Consider the following 16,556-nt stretch of genomic DNA (forward strand, 5'->3'; position numbering starts at 1 on the left):
GCGTCAGCGCAGGATCACAGCTGGGATCGCCACGCTCTGGTTGGAGAGCCGGTCCAGTGCGGTCACCGTGTAGATGTACGCCTTGCCCGGTGCAGCTGTGGTGTCCAGGTAGGACTCCGTCGACCGGATCGTGGCGATCAGGTTGCGCGCGTCGGTGTCGGGGCAGTGGTCGCCACCGGTGAGCTCACGACGGTAGACGGCGTACGACGTGGTGTCAGATGAGGTACGGCGCCACGTGAGCTGCACACCGTCGTCGGTACGAGTGGCCCGGACAGCGTGGACTGGCAGGGGTGCAGTCGAGTCCAGTGAGGGCATGGCCGGGATGAGCGCCGGCCGGGTGTACCAGGTGTTGTTGACCAGTGTGGTCGCACCGAGGCGATCAGCGCGGACGTCCTTCGCGGAGAAGTAGATGTTGCCCTTCACCTCGGGGATCGTGCTGTCGAACGCCAGGTGGTCGCTCAGCTCGGCCGGGTCCATCCAGTCCGGCGACTGGGTCGACGTACCGACCTTGTACGTCGCCTCACCGATGTACAGGTGGACGTCGGTGCCACGCACCTGGTCGGCCCACCACGGGACGATCTTGTTGTAGTCGGCCGCGGCGAACCCACCGGCCCAGTAGACCTGCGGGACGATGTAGTCGATCCACTCCTCGCGGACCCATTTCCGGGTGTCCGCGGCCAGGTCGTCGTACGTCTGCACGCCGGCGGTGGTGTCGGAGCCCTCCGGGTCCGTTGCCTTGTTGCGCCAGACCGCGAAGGGCGAGATGCCGAACTTCACCCACGGCTTGGCGGCCTTGATCCGGTCGCCGAGCTCCTGGATGAGCAGGTCGATGTTGTTCCGCCGCCAGTCGGCCAGCGTCGGGAAGCCGGCCCCGTACTCGGCGTACGTTGCCGCGTCGTCGAAGACCTGCCCGGCCACCGGGTACGGGTAGAAGTAGTCGTCGAAGTGCACGCCGTCGATGTCGTAGTTCGACACCGCGTCCATGATCGCGTCCTCGACCAGCTTGCGGGCCGCCGGGATGCCGGGGTTGTAGTACAGCTTCCCGCCGTACGTGACGACCCAGTCCGGGTGCTGCCGCGCGGGGTGCTCGGGGACGAGGGTGTTGATGTCCGTGCCCATCGAGAGCCGGTACGGGTTGAACCAGGCATGCAGCTCGAGGTTGCGCTTGTGCGCCTCGGCGACGGCGAACGCGAGCGGGTCGTAGCCGGGGTTGCCGCCCTGCCGGCCGGTCAGGTATTGGGACCAGGGCTCGACCTTGGACGGCCAGAACGCGTCCGCGGTCGGACGCACCTGGAGGATGACGGCGTTGTGGCGCTGACGGACCGCGTCGTCCAGCCAGCCGATCAGCTCGGCCTGCTGCTGCGCCGCGGACAGCCCGGTCCTGGACGGCCAGTCGATGTTCACCACCGAGGCCACCCAGGATGCACGGAACTGCCGGAGCGGTGTCTTCGCGTTCGGCGCGCAGCGCGCGTCGTCCGCAGGTGCCGGCGCGGCGGACGCCGTACCGGACAAGCCGCTCACCAACAGACCTGCCGTCACTCCGAGGACGCCCATGACTCGCCAGACTCTCATGTCACTCTCCGACCATCTGTAGCGATGAACTCGAAAGATGTTTACACATCGAGCGGCTGGAGAGAAGACGCTAGGTTGGGTACATGCTGCGCAGAGCCACGGAACACGATGTCGACACGATCCGGCGGTTGCGTAATCAGCAGGCCAATCGCGACGTCAGCATCACGTCCCACGAGATCAGTGCGGACGAGCACGCTGCGTGGTGGGCGAAGACGTCGGGGGACGCGACGCGCCGGGTGCTGATCTACGAGCGCGCCGGTACGACGGCCGGTGTGGTCAACTTCTTCGACATCGAAGGATCCACTGCCGCCTGGGGGTTCTTCCTCGACGCCGACGGCCTGGCCGAGCGGGGTGAGACCCTGCCTGCCTGGATCGAGGTGATGCGCGATGCGGCGTCGTACGCGTTCGACGACCTCGGCCTCGATGTGCTTACCGGCGAGGTGCTGGAGCACAATACGGTGGTGCGGCAGATGAACCGGCGGTTCCGCTTCACCGAGGGGACGCCGGAGCAGCGGTACGCCGACGGCCGAGAGGTCACAGTGATTCCGATCAGCCTGCGCAAGCAGGACCGAAGAAACGACCGCAGTCAGGGGAACAAACAGTGACCACGATCGAGATCGGCGGCGTGCCGGTCGGGCCGGACCACCAGCCGTTCGTCATCGCAGAGATGTCCGGGAACCACAACGGCGATCTCGAGCGGGCGAAGGACATCGTCCGGGCGATCGCGGAGTCGGGCGCGCAGGCACTGAAGCTGCAGACCTACACCGCGGACACGATGACGCTCGATGTCGACCTGCCGGCCTTCCGGCTGCCGGCCGAGCACGAGTTGTGGAGCGACGCGCGGCTGTACGACCTGTACCACGAGGCGCACACGCCGTGGGAGTGGCACGGGCCGCTGTTCGACCTCGCCGCGTCGCTCGGGCTGGTCGCGTTCTCCTCGGCGTTCGACCGGACCGCGATCGACTTCCTGGAGGGGCTGAAGGTCCCGGCGTACAAGGTCGCCTCGAACGAGATCGGTGACCTCCCGCTGGTCCGCGGCATGGCGGAGACCGGCAAGCCGATCATCATCTCCACCGGGTCCGCGACGCTGACCGACATCGACGCGGCTGTCCGCGCTGCCCGCTCCACCGGCAACGAGCAGATCATCGTCCTGTCGTGTACGGCGAGCTACCCAGCACCGCCCGAGCAGTCCAACCTCCGCGCGATCCCGGTGCTCCGCGACGCCCTCGGCGTACAGGTCGGCCTCTCGGACCACACCATGGGGATCGGCGCATCCATCGCCGCGGTCGCCCTCGGTGCCACCGTGATCGAGAAGCACGTCACCCTCAAGCGCATCGACGGCGGCGTCGACTCCGCGTTCTCCCTGGAGCCGGGCGAGCTCGAGTCGCTCGTCGAGGGCACCCGCGTCGCCCAGCTCGCGCTCGGCGAGCCGGTCATCGGCCCGAAGCAGGCAGAGCAGAACGTTCTCCGCTTCCGCCGCTCCCTCCACGTCACCCAGGACGTCAAGGCCGGCGATGTGGTCGGCCCGGAGAACGTCCGCTCCGTCCGCCCCGCCGGCGGCCTCGCCCCTGACGCCTTCACCCAGGTCGAGGGCCGCCCCTTCCGCACCGACGCCAAGGCCGGCACTCCCCTGACCTGGGACCTGCTCTGACCTGAGGCCTGCTCTGACCGGCTAGCGCACCTCGACGTGCAACGTGCCCGCATGTGGTCGTACGGCGAGCACGTTCGCGCCGCGGGAGATCGTCAGCGGTAGCCGGCTGCACAGGAAGGGCTCGCACTGCACGGCGTGGGAGGAACTGTCCGGCTTTGTCGCGAACAGGATCCAGTCCTGCGCCGACTGGGCCGGAATCAGCGCATCGAGGTCCACGACCGCCGCCCAGCCGTCGTCCGAGATGGTCTGGCGGCAGGCCACATCGACATGGTCGTCGGAGTCGGGCAGGTAGCGCCGCCAGGCGAACTCAACGTCACCCCAGTCGGGGCCGCGCACCATCAACATGTTGCCCGCAGCAACAGCAGCGGTCGCCGTCGTACGGATCGGCGACTCGTGCAGGTTCACGTACCCACCAGTGGAGCGCGTCAGCATCACCGCTCGGCCGCCCTCGGCTCGCGAGACCAGACGGTCTCCGGCCGTCCACAACAGCACCTGTTCCTCACCCTCGCGGCTCCGCAGCCGGAACGCCCGCGTCGTCCGCTGAGTGAAGGGGTCGTCCGGATTCGTCTCCTCGATGATCGGCCGGATCGGCAACCGCGCGGTGAAGTCGCGCCCCTCGACCTCCAGCGGGACCTCTTCCTCGCCGCCCGCCACCGACCGGGTGACGAACAACGACGGCTGGTCGAACGACGACCGTCCGTGCAGCACCAACGCATCTGGTGTCTGCTCGACCGACGTCAACCGGCACGGATCCGACAGCCGCCGGACAGCGAACGCATCGTCCCTGCCGGGACCTGGCTGAATCCAGTTCGTGTCGTCGATCCACGCCCCCGGCGGCCACCCCGGGCTGCCCGGCCTTTGCCCATGTAAGGTGTCCCGCCGCCGAACACGACCTGACCTCATCCGTACGTCGAAGTGCGCCGGACCAGCCGTGCACTTGGCGAGCAGCTCACGACCCAGCCGGACCTCGAACCCGACCAACGCCGTGTCGCCCTGCAGGTCTGTCGTGGGATACCGCTGTACCCGCAGGGGATACGACTTCCCGGCGATGACGAGCGCGATCCGGAGGCTCGAGGATCGCTTGGTCGCCAGATGCCGGATCTCGGCCGTCCCCTTGACCGACAACCTGCCATCGACCCAAGCCACCTCGCGCACAGTCGTCGCCAACGTCAGATCCTCGTCCGACGCCTGATACAGCTCTTGCGGTACGGCGGCCTCACGCGCGCCCGGGTAGTCGAGCTGCCAGCTCCGCGAGCGACGTACCGCACGCACGTCACCGACCGGTCCACCGTCGCTGCGGTACCGCGCAAGCCGCCGGAGCAGCTCGACATCGCCGGCCCGGAGCGCCGCGTATTGCAACCGGTCGAAGCGTGGTGCTTCGTCGAGCGCCGACTGGTCGAGCCGATCGAGCAGTTCATGGGTGAGCCCGAGAAGCTGCCGCTCCTCGTCCGCGGGCACAGTACCGAAGGCCGACAGCACCGCGAGCAGGTCGATCTGGGTGAAGTGCGCGTGCACCCGCCGGCGGATCGACGGCAGCGCGCGATCGGCCAGGTCCATCACCATCCCCGCCGAGACGACCCGGTCACGGATGTTGCCGAGCTGGAACTTCTGCTGGGTGATCGAGTCACCCGACTCGCGCTCACGCCAGAAGTACACCGGAGCCGCGAGAGTGTCGACGGTGACCGCGTCGAGGTGCGCCTTCAGCGTCACCGGATAGTCCTCGTAGCGGATCGCCGGGAAGCGGTAGCCGTACTCGTTCCAGAACGATCGCCGGTAGACCTTGTTCCAGACCATCCGGTCCAGCACGAGCTCGGGCGTCTCCGACACGTGGGTGGCGAGGCGGTCGCGGGTGAAGCACTGCCGTTGGAGGTACGACGGCCGGACGCCGTAGCTGTTGTTGAACCGCCGCGCGTTGCCGCCGGCGAAGTCCGAGCCGGTGCGGTCCAGCGTCCGGACCAGCAGTCCGAACCCGTGCCGCGTAACCAGGTCGTCGCTGTCGACGAAGGCGACGTACTCGCCGGTGGCGTGGTCGGCCCCGGTGTTGCGCGCGGGCCCGAGCCCGGCGTTGTCCTGCTGGACCAGCCGGAACCGGGAGTCCCGGGTGCAGAACTCCTTCGCCACCACGGTGCTGTCGTCGAAGGAGCCGTCGTCGACCAGGATCGCCTCGAAGTCGGCCCAGGTCTGCCGGGCGATCGAGTCCAGACACTCGCCGATGTACTCACCGACGTTGTAGAACGGCACCACCACGCTCAACCGCGGTTTCACGGCCATCGCTTTCGCACGCGTCGAGCGACCTTGCGCGCCACCACCCGCGGCTTCCGGATCTGCGCGGCGTGGAACACCACCCGGGACAGCGCGTACGTGCGGGATCCGCGAATGCGATTGTTGTCCGCGGTCACCTTCTGCAGCTGGGTGCGGAGCTCGCGGATGCGGTTCTCCCGTGTCTTCATCGCCTTGTTGCGGAACCCGAGCGTGCGCTCGAGACCGAAGACGTGCCCCCTCAGCTCGAACAGCTCCTGCCGCGCTCGCTCAGCATCCGCCAACGCGGTGCGTACGTCGGCAGCGGCATGCGCACGAGTCTCGAGTACGCCGGCCAGCGCGGCAGCCAACTCCTTGCCCCGAGCAACGTGTCCGGCCGACGCCGGTGGGGTGTCGGGTGAGGTCGCCTGCACCGGCTCCGGCAGCTCGACCCCGGACATGCTCATCCAGGTCGACACGAGATCGTCGCCCACCATCCACGGCGGCCACGGGTGACGTCGGCGCTGACCGATCAACCGCTCGTGGAACCGATACCAGGCAGCCGCCAGCAGGTCCGCGCTGTCCGTCGGCTCCTCAGTCACCCATGGCGAAACCCCATGAGCAAAGGTCTCCCCGTCGACCACCACGTCGTCCCACCGAAGGACGACCGGCGAGTCTGCGGCCCACTCTCCGAGACACGCGGCCAGCTTGCGGAAGGCCGGCACGTCTTCAGCCGCAGCCAAACGGATCAGGACGGACTCCACCGACGTACCATCCGGCACCGTGGAAGGCACGACCGCAGGGTCGAAGCGGAGTCCATCAACAGGTGAGCCTCCACCGGCGATCGAGGTTTGCCAGCCGGTCGGGGTCTTGTCTGCGGTGAGGACGGACGGGCCGGTCCGGGCGTAGAGGTCGTGCTCGGCGTGCATGCCGCAGATCGCGATCCAGCCGGTGGGAATGGCGGCCAGCAGACCGGCCCGGGCAGCCGAGTCGACGCCGTCGGCGATCGGCGAGAGCACCGGGACATCGGCCGCCTCCAGGGCATCCACGGCCAACCGCGTGGGCAGCTCCCCCGGCCGCGCCGCTGCGGCGACGTCGGCTGCCACGAACGTCCGCGAGCCGAAATCGGCGTACAGCTGTGCGGTCCAGGGCAAGGCGGACGCGAGCTGATCGACCGACACCGGGCGGGTCGGGTCGTCGTGCAGCGGACGCCACTCGTCGTCACCGTGGCGCTGGTCGGCCGGACGGCTGTCCAGCAGGTTCAGCAGGGAGAACTCGTTCTCGAGAGCGAGCACGACCACTGCGTCGGGAGCAGCGAGTGTCGCCAGAGCCTGGAGCCGCTCGGTCCAGCTGAGGTCGGCGCTGTCGTAGCCCAGCACCCGGTCGAGACCGTCAGCGGCAACGACCACCTGGAACGGCTCAGCCTGCAGACCGTCGAGGGCGCCGGCCACGATCTGCAGACGCTCGCCGAACTCCGCGGCCAACCCCTCGGCGTCCGCCACCGACCGGACGAGGACCGTCGTATCGGCAGCACGGTCGAGGACGGCCGAGATCAGCGGGCGCGAGTGCGGGCCGACGATCAGCGCACGGCGATCGCTCGGAAGCGCGTCGGCCAGCAGAGCGGCCAGGGCCGGACGGTGGTCGGTGCTGTCGGTCCACGGCTGCATCTCACCGAGGACCACCTGCAGGTCAGACACGCTCTCTCCAATCGAACAGCATCCGCAACTCGGCGGGCGGCATCATCCAGGGCTTGCCCAGCTCCAGGTCGGTCGTCGCCCGAGCGGCTTCCAGGTCGATCGACTTGCCGAGCATCTCCGGCCACAGCCGCTCGATCCGGCTCTGCCCACCGAACAAGGGATTCTCGCCTTCCATCTCCATCGGGTCGCCGTACACCGCCGGTTCGCAGCCGGCCGCGACGCCGTAGAAGATTGCCGTCGACAACCGGTTGGCGGCGACCCGCTTGTGCCGCCGCAGTTCGTCCAGTTGCTTGAACAGGAAGCGCCGCTCGGTGCCCTCGTAGGAGAACCCGCGCCGCCCGAACGACACCACCCGGAAGCCCGCGTCCTCGTAGTACGCGCGGACTTCGGGACGGTCGTACTCGGTGTAGTAGAGGCTGAAGGTGACCGGGCCGGGCTCGGTCTCGCGGATCTCGTCGATCAGCCGCTGATGGTCGCCGTGGATCTTGCCGCCCTCCCAACCGTGGAAGAGGAACCACAGCGTGCCCTCGCGCTCGACCGGCTCGGCCTGCTCCAACTCCTGCAGGTACAGGAACGGCGCGCCGATGCTGTGATAGTTCCGCCGGCCGAGCGCGTGCCCACGCCGCCGCGGTGCGTCGCTCCAGGTGAACCGCCAGGCGCCGTCGTAGAACTCGTGCACCGGGTTCCAGCCACAGCCGATGTTCCAGCCGTGCTGCAGATATCCACGCAGCCGCGGTGGGTGGTCGAAGTCCAGGCCCGCGTAGCGAGCCAGGATGTGCGTCTGACCGTAGTAGTGATTGTGATGATGCATCAGCGCACCTCCACGTGCAGAGTGCCGGCATGCGGGCGTACGGCGAGAACGTGCGCACCGCGGGAGATCGTCAACGGCAACCGGCTGCACAGGAAGGGCTCGCACTGCACGGCGTGCGTCGAGCCGTCAGGCTTCGTCGCGAACAGGATCCAGTCGGCCAGCGAAGCCAACGGGTCCACCGACACCTTCACCGCGAGCGCCGGGACCAACGCGTCCAGGTCGGCGGCCGCCTCCCAGCCGTCATCGGACAGGGTGCGGCGGCACGCGACGTCCAGGTGATCGTCGGAGTCGGCCATATAGCGCCGCCAGCTGAAACCGACGTCACCACCATCGCACCCGCGCACCACCAACATGTCGCCGACAGCAACGGCATGCGTGGCCGCCGTCCGGATCGGGGACTCGTGCAGGTTCACGTATCCACCGGTGGACCGCGTCAGCGTCACCACCCGGCCGCGCTCGGCGTACGAGACCGCGGATTCCCCGGCGGTCCACAGCAGGACCCTCTGCTCTTGCTCGGGACCACAGAGCCTGAGTACACGCGTCGTCCGCTGGCCGAACGGGTCGTCCGGATTCGTCTGCGCCAGAAGGTCCTCGATCGCCAGCCGGGCAGTGAAATCACGCCCGTCGACCTCCATCGGAACCTCTTCCTCGCCGCCCACCACCGGCCGGGTGACGAACAGCGACGGCTCGTCGAACGACGACCGGCCGCGCAACACCAGCGCACCCGGCTCCCGCTCGACCGCCGTCAACCGGCAGGGATCCGTCAGCCGCCGGACGGAGAAGGATCCGTTCTTGCCCGGCCCGGGCTGGATCCAGCTCGTCTCGTCGATCCACGCACCGGGCGGCCAGCCAGGACTTCCCGGTCCCTGCCCACGGAGCACGTCCCGCCAGACCCGCCGCCCGGACTTCATCCGTACGTCGAAATGCGCCGGGCCGCCCGTGCACTCGGCGAGTAGTTCGCGGTCCAGCAGTACCTCGAATCCGACCCTCGTCGTGTCGCCGTGCAGGTCCGGCGCATCGTACCGGCGTACCTCGAGCCGGTGCGGGACGTCGTCGATGACCAGCGAGATCTGCAGGCTCGAGGAGGGTGTGGTCTCCAGATGCCGGATCTCCGCGGTGCCTCTGACCGACAGCTTCCCGTCGACCCAGGCCACCTCACGCACACTCGTCGCGAGGGTCAGCTCAGTGTCCGGCACCCAGTAGAGCTCCTGCGGTACGGCGGCCTCGCGCAGGCCCGGGTATCTGTAGTCGAGCAGCCATGGCCGCCGCGGACGCGGCACTGTCCGCGCACCGCCGCGAAGCCCGCCGTCGTTGCGGAACAGCGCGAGCCGCCGAAGCAGTTCGACATCACCCGACCGGAGCGCCGCGTGCTGGATCCGGTCGTACCGGTGGGTGGTCGCCAGAACCTCGTTGTCGAGCCGGTCGAGCAACTCCCGCGAGAGCTCGACCAGGTGTTGCTCCTCGTCGGCAGGCACAGTGCCGAACGCGGACATCAGGGTGAGCAGGTCGATCTGGGCGAGGTGCGCGTGCACCCGGCGGCGGATCACCGGCAGGCTGTCCTCGACCAGGTCCATCACCAGACCCGCTGAGAACACCCGGTCGCGGATGTTGCCGAGCTGGAACTTCTGCTGGGTGATCGACTCGCCGGACTCGCGCTCGCGCCAGTAGTAGACCGGAGCGGTGATCGTGTCCACGGTGACCGCGTCCAGGTGCGCCTTCAGGGCGACGGGGTAGTCCTCGTACCGGATCGGCGGGAAGCGGTACCCGTTCTCGGTCCAGAAGGATCGCCGGTAGATCTTGTTCCAGAGCATCCGGTCCAGCACCAGATCAGGCACCTCGGACACGTGGGTGGCGTACCGCGCGCGGGCGTAGGGCTGCCGGTGGAGCCACGACGGCCGGACGCCGAAGCTGTTGTTGAACCGCCGGGCGTTGCCGCCGGCAAGGTCCGACCCGGTCCGGTCCAGCGTCCGGATCAGCGCCTCGAAGCCGTGCCGGGAGACCAGGTCATCGCCGTCGACGAACGCCAGATACTCGCCGGACGCCAACCCGATGCCGGTGTCCCGGGCCGGCCCGGGGCCGGCGTTGTCCTGCTGGACGAGGCGGAACCGGGCGTCACGGGAGCAGAATTCCTTCGCGATCACCGCGCTGTCGTCCGGCGACCCGTCGTCGACCAGGATCGCCTCGAAATCGGTCCAGGTCTGCCGGGCGATGGAGTCCAGGCAAGCGCCGATGTACTCACCGACGTTGTAGAACGGCACCACCACGCTCAACCGCGGCGTCACTCCGGCAAAACTCCCCTCGCTGCAGCTGGGTGTGCCCCCAAAAGCACTGTCTACGTAGCGGCAACGAGGTGAACGGTCAGAAGGTTATGCACGGGCTCGAATCCGTAGATCTACGAGCTCGGTACTCGCTGACGGCCATGCGGCGGGGCCGACACGTTCACGTGATTGGCGTTTGGCCCTCTTCACACCCCAAGATTTGGCTATGGAGGCAGCCGAGATCCGCAAGCTCGCCGCGCTCGAGCACAAGCACTGGTGGTATCGCGAGCGACGCAGAGTGCTCGCTCGCTCGCTCGACGTGCTCGTGAGGACCGGCGAGAAGCCGGGCCGGGCGCTCGACATCGGCGCAGCCGGCGGCGGGAACACCAGGGTCCTGCGTGACCGGGGATGGGACGCCACGGCGCTGGAGTACGGCGAGGAGGGAGCGGGGGTCGCGCACGGGCGCGGCCTCCCGGTGATCCGCGGCGACGCGATCGCGCTGCCCATGGCCGACGACGCGATGGACCTCGTCGTCGCGTACGACGTGCTGGAGCACATCGAGGACGACAAGTCCGCGGTCCGCGAGATCGCCCGGGTCCTTCGGCCCGGTGGCACCGCCTTGGTCGCCGTACCGTGCGACATGGAGCTGTGGAGCGAACACGACACCGCCGTCGGACATTTCCGCCGGTACGACCGGGACGGTCTGCTGAACTTGCTCTCCTCGGCCGGCCTGCGGATCGAGGAGGTCAGGTCGTGGAACGTTCTGCTCCGGCCGGTGGCGGCCTGGCGGCGGAAGAGGAGCACGGGCAGTGACCTGGAAGACCTGTCCCCGCTCGTCAACCTCGGTCTCACCGCGGTCATCGCCGCTGAACGGTACCTGCCTGTCGGCAAGCTGCCCGGCGTGTCGGTGCTGGTCCGCGCCCGCCGGCAGGACCCGGTCGTGGACCTCCCCTGATCCGCAAGCTCCTCGAGAGCGACGCCTGATGCTCCCCAAACGGCCCTACGGAGCGGCAACGAGGTGGATCGTGAGCATGTTATGCACCGGCTCGAAGCCATAGCGAGTCCAAATTCGCTGGATGCCCGTCTGGTGTGCCTGGGCGGAGACGACCAGCCGCCTGGTCGTGCAGGCGTCCTCGATCGCGGCGAGCAGATGCCCGTACCGGCCCCGGCCCTGCTCGGCCGGTACGACGCCGGCCAACTCGATCTCGGTCCAGGAGCCCTGCTGGTCGAGCGCGGCCAGCGCCAGCACCCGCCGGTCGGGACCACGCAGCACCACTACCCCGGTGTCCGCGATCCGCCGCCGGGCCCAGTCCTGCCGTCCGGCCAGCGCGCGGGAGCGGTCGAACACTGGATTGGCGCAGTAGTGGTTCCCGGAATCGCCGAAGATGTCCGCGACCAGGTCGTCCACCTGCTCGTCGTCGGCTGACTCCTCGATCCGGATGGTGAATCCGGCCAACGGTGCGGGCCGCCGTCCTTTACCGACCGCGAGCGACCAGTACACGACGGTGTCGGCCAGCAACGCCTGGCGCGGACCGCTCGCCAGCGCGGCGAACCAGGTCGTCTCCCGTGCCGGATAGCGCAACACGATGACATCGGCCGTCGACCTCTCCACCGCCGCGAGCACCTCGGCGAGCGTCGTACCGGCCGAGGCGGACACCGACATGCGGTCGATCGAGACGCCGAACCGCTTCGCCGCCTCCACGGACGGCCGCACAGCCAACTCACCGGCCTCGAGCGCGTCGTACCAACTCATCAGGGATGGAGCTTAGGGCATGTCCTTGGCGGGTGCCTCGACTGACTCGGTGACGGTGTGATGGCCGGGGTCCTCGAGGCTGTCGTAGCCGACCAGGAACTGCGGCCGGCGCTGACTCGACTGGAACAGGCGGGCGACGTACTCCCCCAACAGCCCCAGACACAACAGCTGGATGGCACCGATCACGCTCACCGCCAACACCGTCGACGTCCACCCCGGAACACTCCGCCCGGTCGCCCTGACGATCAACGCACCAACCACGAACAACATCGACATCGCCCCACCCAGCAACCCCAACCAGGTCGCCAACCGCAGCGGCGCCGCCGAGAACGCCGTCACACCGTCGAACGCCAACCGAACCATCTTCGACACGGTGTACTTCGTCGCCCCCGCCGCGCGCTCCGCACGCACGTACTTCACCTCAGCGCTCGGAAACCCCAGCCACGGAATCACCAGCCGAAACACCCGGCCGTCCTCCGGCAACGCGTTCACCGCATCCACCACCCGCCGCGACACCAGCCGGAAATCGCCCGCATCGAAGGGGATCTCCTTGCCGACCAGCCGGCACATCAACCGGTAGTACATCCGGGCCGTAGTCCGTTTCGCCCACGAATCACTCGACCGGTCCGACCGCACTCCGTACACCACATCGACGTCCTGCTCCCGCACCGCCGCCAGGAACTCCACGATCACCTCCGGCGGATCCTGCAGATCGGCGTCAATCGTGACGACGAACTCACCTCGCGCCCGCCGGAACCCCGCCGACTGCGCGGCCTGGTGGCCGCTGTTGCGCAGCAGCCGTACCACCCGTAACTGCGGCCAGTCCTTCGCCGCCTCCAGCAACAGCGTCGCAGTCCCGTCCCGGCTGCCGTCATCCACCACGACCAGCTCGTAGGGAACCCCGAGCCCATCCAGCAGCGGATGCATCCGCTCGAAGAACATCGGCAGCACGTCCTCCTCGTCGTACATCGGCACGACGACGGAAAGCACCGGCTGATCGGATCGCATAAGAGACCTCCGGTTCGGGAGATTACTCGAAGACCGCTCCCCTGCCCCAGACCAGCGGATCACCGTGCCAGGGCGCTCCGGTGACACACTCCGCGCGTTTGTGACACGACAGGTTTCACATTTAGGCCGAGGTTACGGCGCGCAGGGTGCTCAACACAGCGGCGAAGTGTGGCCCGGGAGTGGTCGGGGGTTCTCGATGGCCGACAGGCAGGGCGCATATCGGGTAGCGTCTGGCCATGACGGATGGACGCAGTATGGCGCAGTCGACGGATTGGTCCGCGCTGACCGAGCGGACCCTCGCGGAAGTCAAGACCTGTGCATCGACCTACCGGCCGACCAATTTCTGGGATTTCGGGCTCGACAAGATCCTGCATGACATGGACACGCTGGGCCTGGAGAAGTTCAAGTCGTGGCCGACCTCCGGGGCGTGGTTCTATCCGCGCTACGGCAACGGCTTCAGCAACGCCTCGATCGGCGTGGCCTACGAGGCGGCGCTGCAGGCCAACCCGAGAGCGAACAAGAACTGGGTGACCTCGGCGCTGAACGGCGCCTTCGAGGCCCGCCGCGACTACGACGTCGCCGGCATCCGCTGGAACCAGGACCGCTGGCCGGCGAACCTCAACGACTTCGGCGAGAGCCCGGTCGGTACGCCTCCGCAAGCGTACGGGCTGAGCCTGACCGAAGGCGTGAAGTTCGGGCGGCCGTACCTCAACTACCTGATCGTGATGGCGGCCCTGTCGAACCACGTCGACACGCCGCCGAAGAGCTTCCTGGAGATCGGCGGCGGTTTCGGCGTCCTCGGCGAGATCGTGATGTCCCGCGACCCCGAGGCCAGGTACGTCGACATCGACATCCCGCCCCTGGTCACCGTCTCGTCGTACTACCTGACCGAACTGTTCGGCCGCGACCGGGTTCAGGTGTACGACGGCTCGATCGCCGGCAGCGGGCCGATCGAGGTGAAGGGATCCGCGGTGATCCCGAGCTGGCGGCTCGAGGACGTCCAGAGCGACTTCGACGTGTTCGTCAACTCGTTCTCGTTCCAGGAGATGGAACCCGAGGTGGTCGACAACTACATCGACAAGGTGTGCGCCAAGGGCGTCAAGTACGCCGTCTCGCTGAACTCCAAGCTGGGCACCGTCAAAGCTCAGAAGGCCGGCGAGTGGGGCTCGCTCCAACCGGTCACGTCGGCGGACATCCTCAACGGTTTCGAGAAGCGCGGCTACACCCTGATCGGCCAGTACGGCGACCCGCTCGTCCACGGCGGCCGCCAACTCAACGTCCTGAAGAGAAACTGACGCAACCGGCTCTCGGAGTGCGGGTCGGCCAGACCCGTACTCCGAGGCCCTGGACGTGACGATCTACGAGATCACGTGAGGGCGAGCAGAGCGTCGGCGACCCGCCGGCGGCCCTGGCCGTCGATCAGCCGCCAGCCGGCGGCTGCCAGGCGAGCGCGTTCGGCGGCGTCGGTGAGGAGCCGTTTCAGCACCGTTGCCGCCGCGCCCGGGTCGCGCTCGAGCTCGGACAGCACGCCGATGCCGGCCGCCGTACCCGTGCCGATCGCCCGCTCGTAGCCCACCACCTGGTTGTCGACGACACACACCAACCCGGCCGTCGCCCCGAGACACAGCAGTTCCCAGATCGACGTACCCGATGCACTGATCGTCAGGTCGGCCGCGCGGACCTCCGCCGCCAGCCGGTCCGTCGGCCCGATCACGTCGACCCGCTGCCACTGTGCCAGCTGGACCGCCGCGATCCTTGCGGCCAGCTCCCCACCCGGCGCGACCACGGTCGCCTGGAACGGTACGCCGGTCGCCGCGAGTGCCCGGACAATGTGCGGCCCGGCCCCGAACGCGTCTGTGCCGCCGAAGAACGCGAACACCTTCGGTACGGCGTTCGCCGCCGGCCGGACCGTCGGCACCGCGGCCGGGCGCTGCTCGAGGATCTCGTCGCGGATCAGCACGTAGTCCAGCCCGGCCAGCCGCACCGTACCGTGGGGCAGCTCCGGGTGGTCCAGCTCGGCCGCGAGGTTCTGGTCGACCAGCACCTCCGCCTCGGCACCACGGAACTCACCGTCGACGAGGGCGAGCGTCGGCATCCCGGTCGCCCGCACTGCCTGATAGACCGGCCCGGCGAGGTCGTAGGAGTCGAAGATCACCGCGTCCAGATCCAGCCGCGCGAACAGGTCCACGTGCTCGGCGGCCGTCCACACGGCCGGCTGCACCGCGATGCCACGGGCCGCGATCTGCGCCGCCGCCCACGGCACGGTATGCGCGTCACAGGCGAACACCACGTCGACCTGGCGCCGCCGCAACTCCTCCGCCAGCGCCAGGCACCGCATCACGTGCCCGACCCCGCGCTCCGGGCCCACATCACACCGAATCCCGACCCGCTTCACGCCCCGACCGTATCTGTTCACCCGTTTCCACGGGTGGCCGGTGGGTGATTCTTCGCACTTGTGGAACGGTCTGATCGCCCCGGACTGCGATCTGGATTGAAGTTGCCGCGGCCGGGGCGGCTATTGTTCGGACTGCACTACCCGCGCAGTGTCCAGAACTGTCTCCGCAGAAGGGTCCCGCCGACGTGTCCATCCTGACCGGCTCCGACATACTCGTCACCGGTGGCACCGGGTCTTTTGGCAAGGCCTTCGTGCGGCACGCACTCAACCGGCTGAACCCACGCCGGATCATCGTGTTCAGCCGGGACGAGCTGAAACAGTGGGAGGTCCGGCAGCTGTTCGCCGACGACCCCCGGCTGCGGTTCTTCATCGGCGACATCCGGGACCGGTCCCGGTTGCACCGGGCCATGCACAAGGTCGACTACGTCGTGCACGCCGCCGCGCTGAAGCAGGTCGACAGCGGCGAGTACAACCCGTGGGAGTTCGTTCAGACCAACGTGGTCGGCTCACAGAACGTGATCGAGGCCAGCATCGACAACGGCGTCAAGAAGGTCGTCGCACTGTCGACCGACAAGGCGTCCAGCCCGATCAACCTGTACGGCGCGACCAAGCTGACCGCGGACAAGCTGTTCATCAGCGGCAACCACTACGCGGCGGCGTACGACTCCCGGTTCAGCGTGGTCCGCTACGGCAACGTGATGGGCAGCCGAGGCTCGATCATCCCGAAGTTCAAGGCACTGCACGCCGCCGGCCAGTCGCTGCCGATCACCGACCTGCGCTGCACCCGGTTCCTGATCACGCTGCCGCAGGCGGTCGACTTCGTGGTCGATTCCTTCGACCTGATGCAAGGCGGCGAGCTGTACGTACCGCGGATCCCGTCGATGAAGGTCACGGACCTGGCCGAGGCGATCGCGCCCGGCGCGAAGATGCACGACGTCGGCCTGCGCCCGGGCGAGAAACTGCACGAGGAGATGATCAGCCCGGAAGAAGGCCGCCGCGCCCTCGCGTTCGGTGACCGCTACGTCCTGCAGCCAGACCTCGCCACCTGGGGTTACCAGGCACCCACCGACAGTATCCCGGTGGCCGACGGCTTCCACTACACCTCGGACACCAACACCCAGTGGTACACGATCGACGAGATCCGCAAGATCCTCGAGACCGACTAGAGGAGGT

Annotated in this window: 13 protein-coding genes; 5 read left to right on the forward strand and 8 right to left on the reverse strand. The window is 68.2% G+C overall.

Features of this window, described 5'->3' with window-relative positions; all coding sequences use genetic code 11:
• Nucleotides 1-3: 3 nt before the first annotated feature.
• Nucleotides 4-1,572, reverse strand: coding sequence for a glycoside hydrolase family 10 protein (locus OG817_RS34790; protein WP_406049049.1), 1,569 nt, complete (start codon nucleotides 1,570-1,572; stop codon nucleotides 4-6).
• An 83-nt stretch (nucleotides 1,573-1,655) separates the two neighbouring features.
• Here OG817_RS34790 and OG817_RS34795 point away from each other — a divergent pair, with 83 nt between their 5' ends.
• Both OG817_RS34795 and pseI read left to right on the forward strand, forming a co-directional pair.
• Nucleotides 1,656-2,177 carry a GNAT family N-acetyltransferase gene (locus OG817_RS34795; RefSeq protein WP_406049050.1) on the forward strand — a complete coding sequence of 174 codons (522 nt, stop codon included), beginning with the start codon at nucleotides 1,656-1,658 and terminating at the stop codon, nucleotides 2,175-2,177.
• A complete protein-coding gene (gene pseI, locus OG817_RS34800) occupies nucleotides 2,174-3,223 on the forward strand; it encodes a pseudaminic acid synthase (RefSeq protein WP_406049051.1) in 1,050 nt (349 codons plus the stop codon). Before OG817_RS34795 ends, pseI begins: the two co-directional genes overlap by 4 nt.
• A gap of 21 nt (nucleotides 3,224-3,244) precedes the next feature.
• Here pseI and OG817_RS34805 read toward each other — a convergent pair whose 3' ends face one another.
• The 4 genes from OG817_RS34805 to OG817_RS34820 are packed head-to-tail and all read right to left on the reverse strand — an operon-like array spanning nucleotide 3,245 to nucleotide 10,251.
• Nucleotides 3,245-5,494 carry a glycosyltransferase family 2 protein gene (locus OG817_RS34805; protein ID WP_406049052.1) on the reverse strand — a complete coding sequence of 750 codons (2,250 nt, stop codon included), beginning with the start codon at nucleotides 5,492-5,494 and terminating at the stop codon, nucleotides 3,245-3,247.
• Nucleotides 5,485-7,158 (reverse strand): hypothetical protein, encoded by a 1,674-nt coding sequence (locus OG817_RS34810; RefSeq protein WP_406049053.1) that lies wholly within the window; start codon nucleotides 7,156-7,158, stop codon nucleotides 5,485-5,487. The genes OG817_RS34805 and OG817_RS34810 overlap by 10 nt, the downstream gene beginning before the upstream one ends.
• Entirely contained in the window at nucleotides 7,151-7,969 is an 819-nt protein-coding gene (locus OG817_RS34815; RefSeq protein ID WP_406049055.1) for a hypothetical protein, read from the reverse strand. Before OG817_RS34815 ends, OG817_RS34810 begins: the two co-directional genes overlap by 8 nt.
• A complete protein-coding gene (locus tag OG817_RS34820) occupies nucleotides 7,969-10,251 on the reverse strand; it encodes a glycosyltransferase (protein ID WP_406049056.1) in 2,283 nt (760 codons plus the stop codon). The genes OG817_RS34815 and OG817_RS34820 overlap by 1 nt, the downstream gene beginning before the upstream one ends.
• Before the next feature lie 202 nt (nucleotides 10,252-10,453).
• Here OG817_RS34820 and OG817_RS34825 point away from each other — a divergent pair, with 202 nt between their 5' ends.
• Nucleotides 10,454-11,182: a class I SAM-dependent methyltransferase gene (locus tag OG817_RS34825; RefSeq protein WP_406049057.1), complete on the forward strand. Its 729-nt coding sequence runs from the start codon at nucleotides 10,454-10,456 to the stop codon at nucleotides 11,180-11,182.
• Between the two features lie 45 nt (nucleotides 11,183-11,227).
• Here OG817_RS34825 and OG817_RS34830 read toward each other — a convergent pair whose 3' ends face one another.
• Both OG817_RS34830 and OG817_RS34835 read right to left on the reverse strand, forming a co-directional pair.
• Nucleotides 11,228-11,980, reverse strand: a complete 753-nt coding sequence (locus tag OG817_RS34830) for an N-acetyltransferase (RefSeq protein WP_406049058.1) — start codon at nucleotides 11,978-11,980, stop codon at nucleotides 11,228-11,230.
• 12 nt (nucleotides 11,981-11,992) lie between these two features.
• Nucleotides 11,993-12,988, reverse strand: a complete 996-nt coding sequence (locus tag OG817_RS34835; protein ID WP_406049060.1) for a glycosyltransferase family 2 protein — start codon at nucleotides 12,986-12,988, stop codon at nucleotides 11,993-11,995.
• A gap of 236 nt (nucleotides 12,989-13,224) precedes the next feature.
• On the opposite strand from OG817_RS34835, the gene OG817_RS34840 reads away from it, so the two are divergent.
• Nucleotides 13,225-14,283 carry a putative sugar O-methyltransferase gene (locus OG817_RS34840; RefSeq protein WP_406049062.1) on the forward strand — a complete coding sequence of 353 codons (1,059 nt, stop codon included), beginning with the start codon at nucleotides 13,225-13,227 and terminating at the stop codon, nucleotides 14,281-14,283.
• A 71-nt stretch (nucleotides 14,284-14,354) separates the two neighbouring features.
• Here OG817_RS34840 and OG817_RS34845 read toward each other — a convergent pair whose 3' ends face one another.
• Nucleotides 14,355-15,383: a PseG/SpsG family protein gene (locus tag OG817_RS34845; RefSeq protein WP_406049064.1), complete on the reverse strand. Its 1,029-nt coding sequence runs from the start codon at nucleotides 15,381-15,383 to the stop codon at nucleotides 14,355-14,357.
• Nucleotides 15,384-15,568: 185 nt separating this feature from the next.
• Here OG817_RS34845 and pseB point away from each other — a divergent pair, with 185 nt between their 5' ends.
• The gene (gene pseB, locus OG817_RS34850; RefSeq protein WP_406049066.1) at nucleotides 15,569-16,549 is read left to right on the forward strand and encodes a UDP-N-acetylglucosamine 4,6-dehydratase (inverting); all 981 of its coding nucleotides are present in this window, start codon (nucleotides 15,569-15,571) and stop codon (nucleotides 16,547-16,549) included.
• Nucleotides 16,550-16,556 lie beyond the last annotated feature (7 nt).

It is taken from the genome of Kribbella sp. NBC_00889 (genome assembly GCF_045207705.1).
Taxonomy (GTDB): domain Bacteria; phylum Actinomycetota; class Actinomycetes; order Propionibacteriales; family Kribbellaceae; genus Kribbella.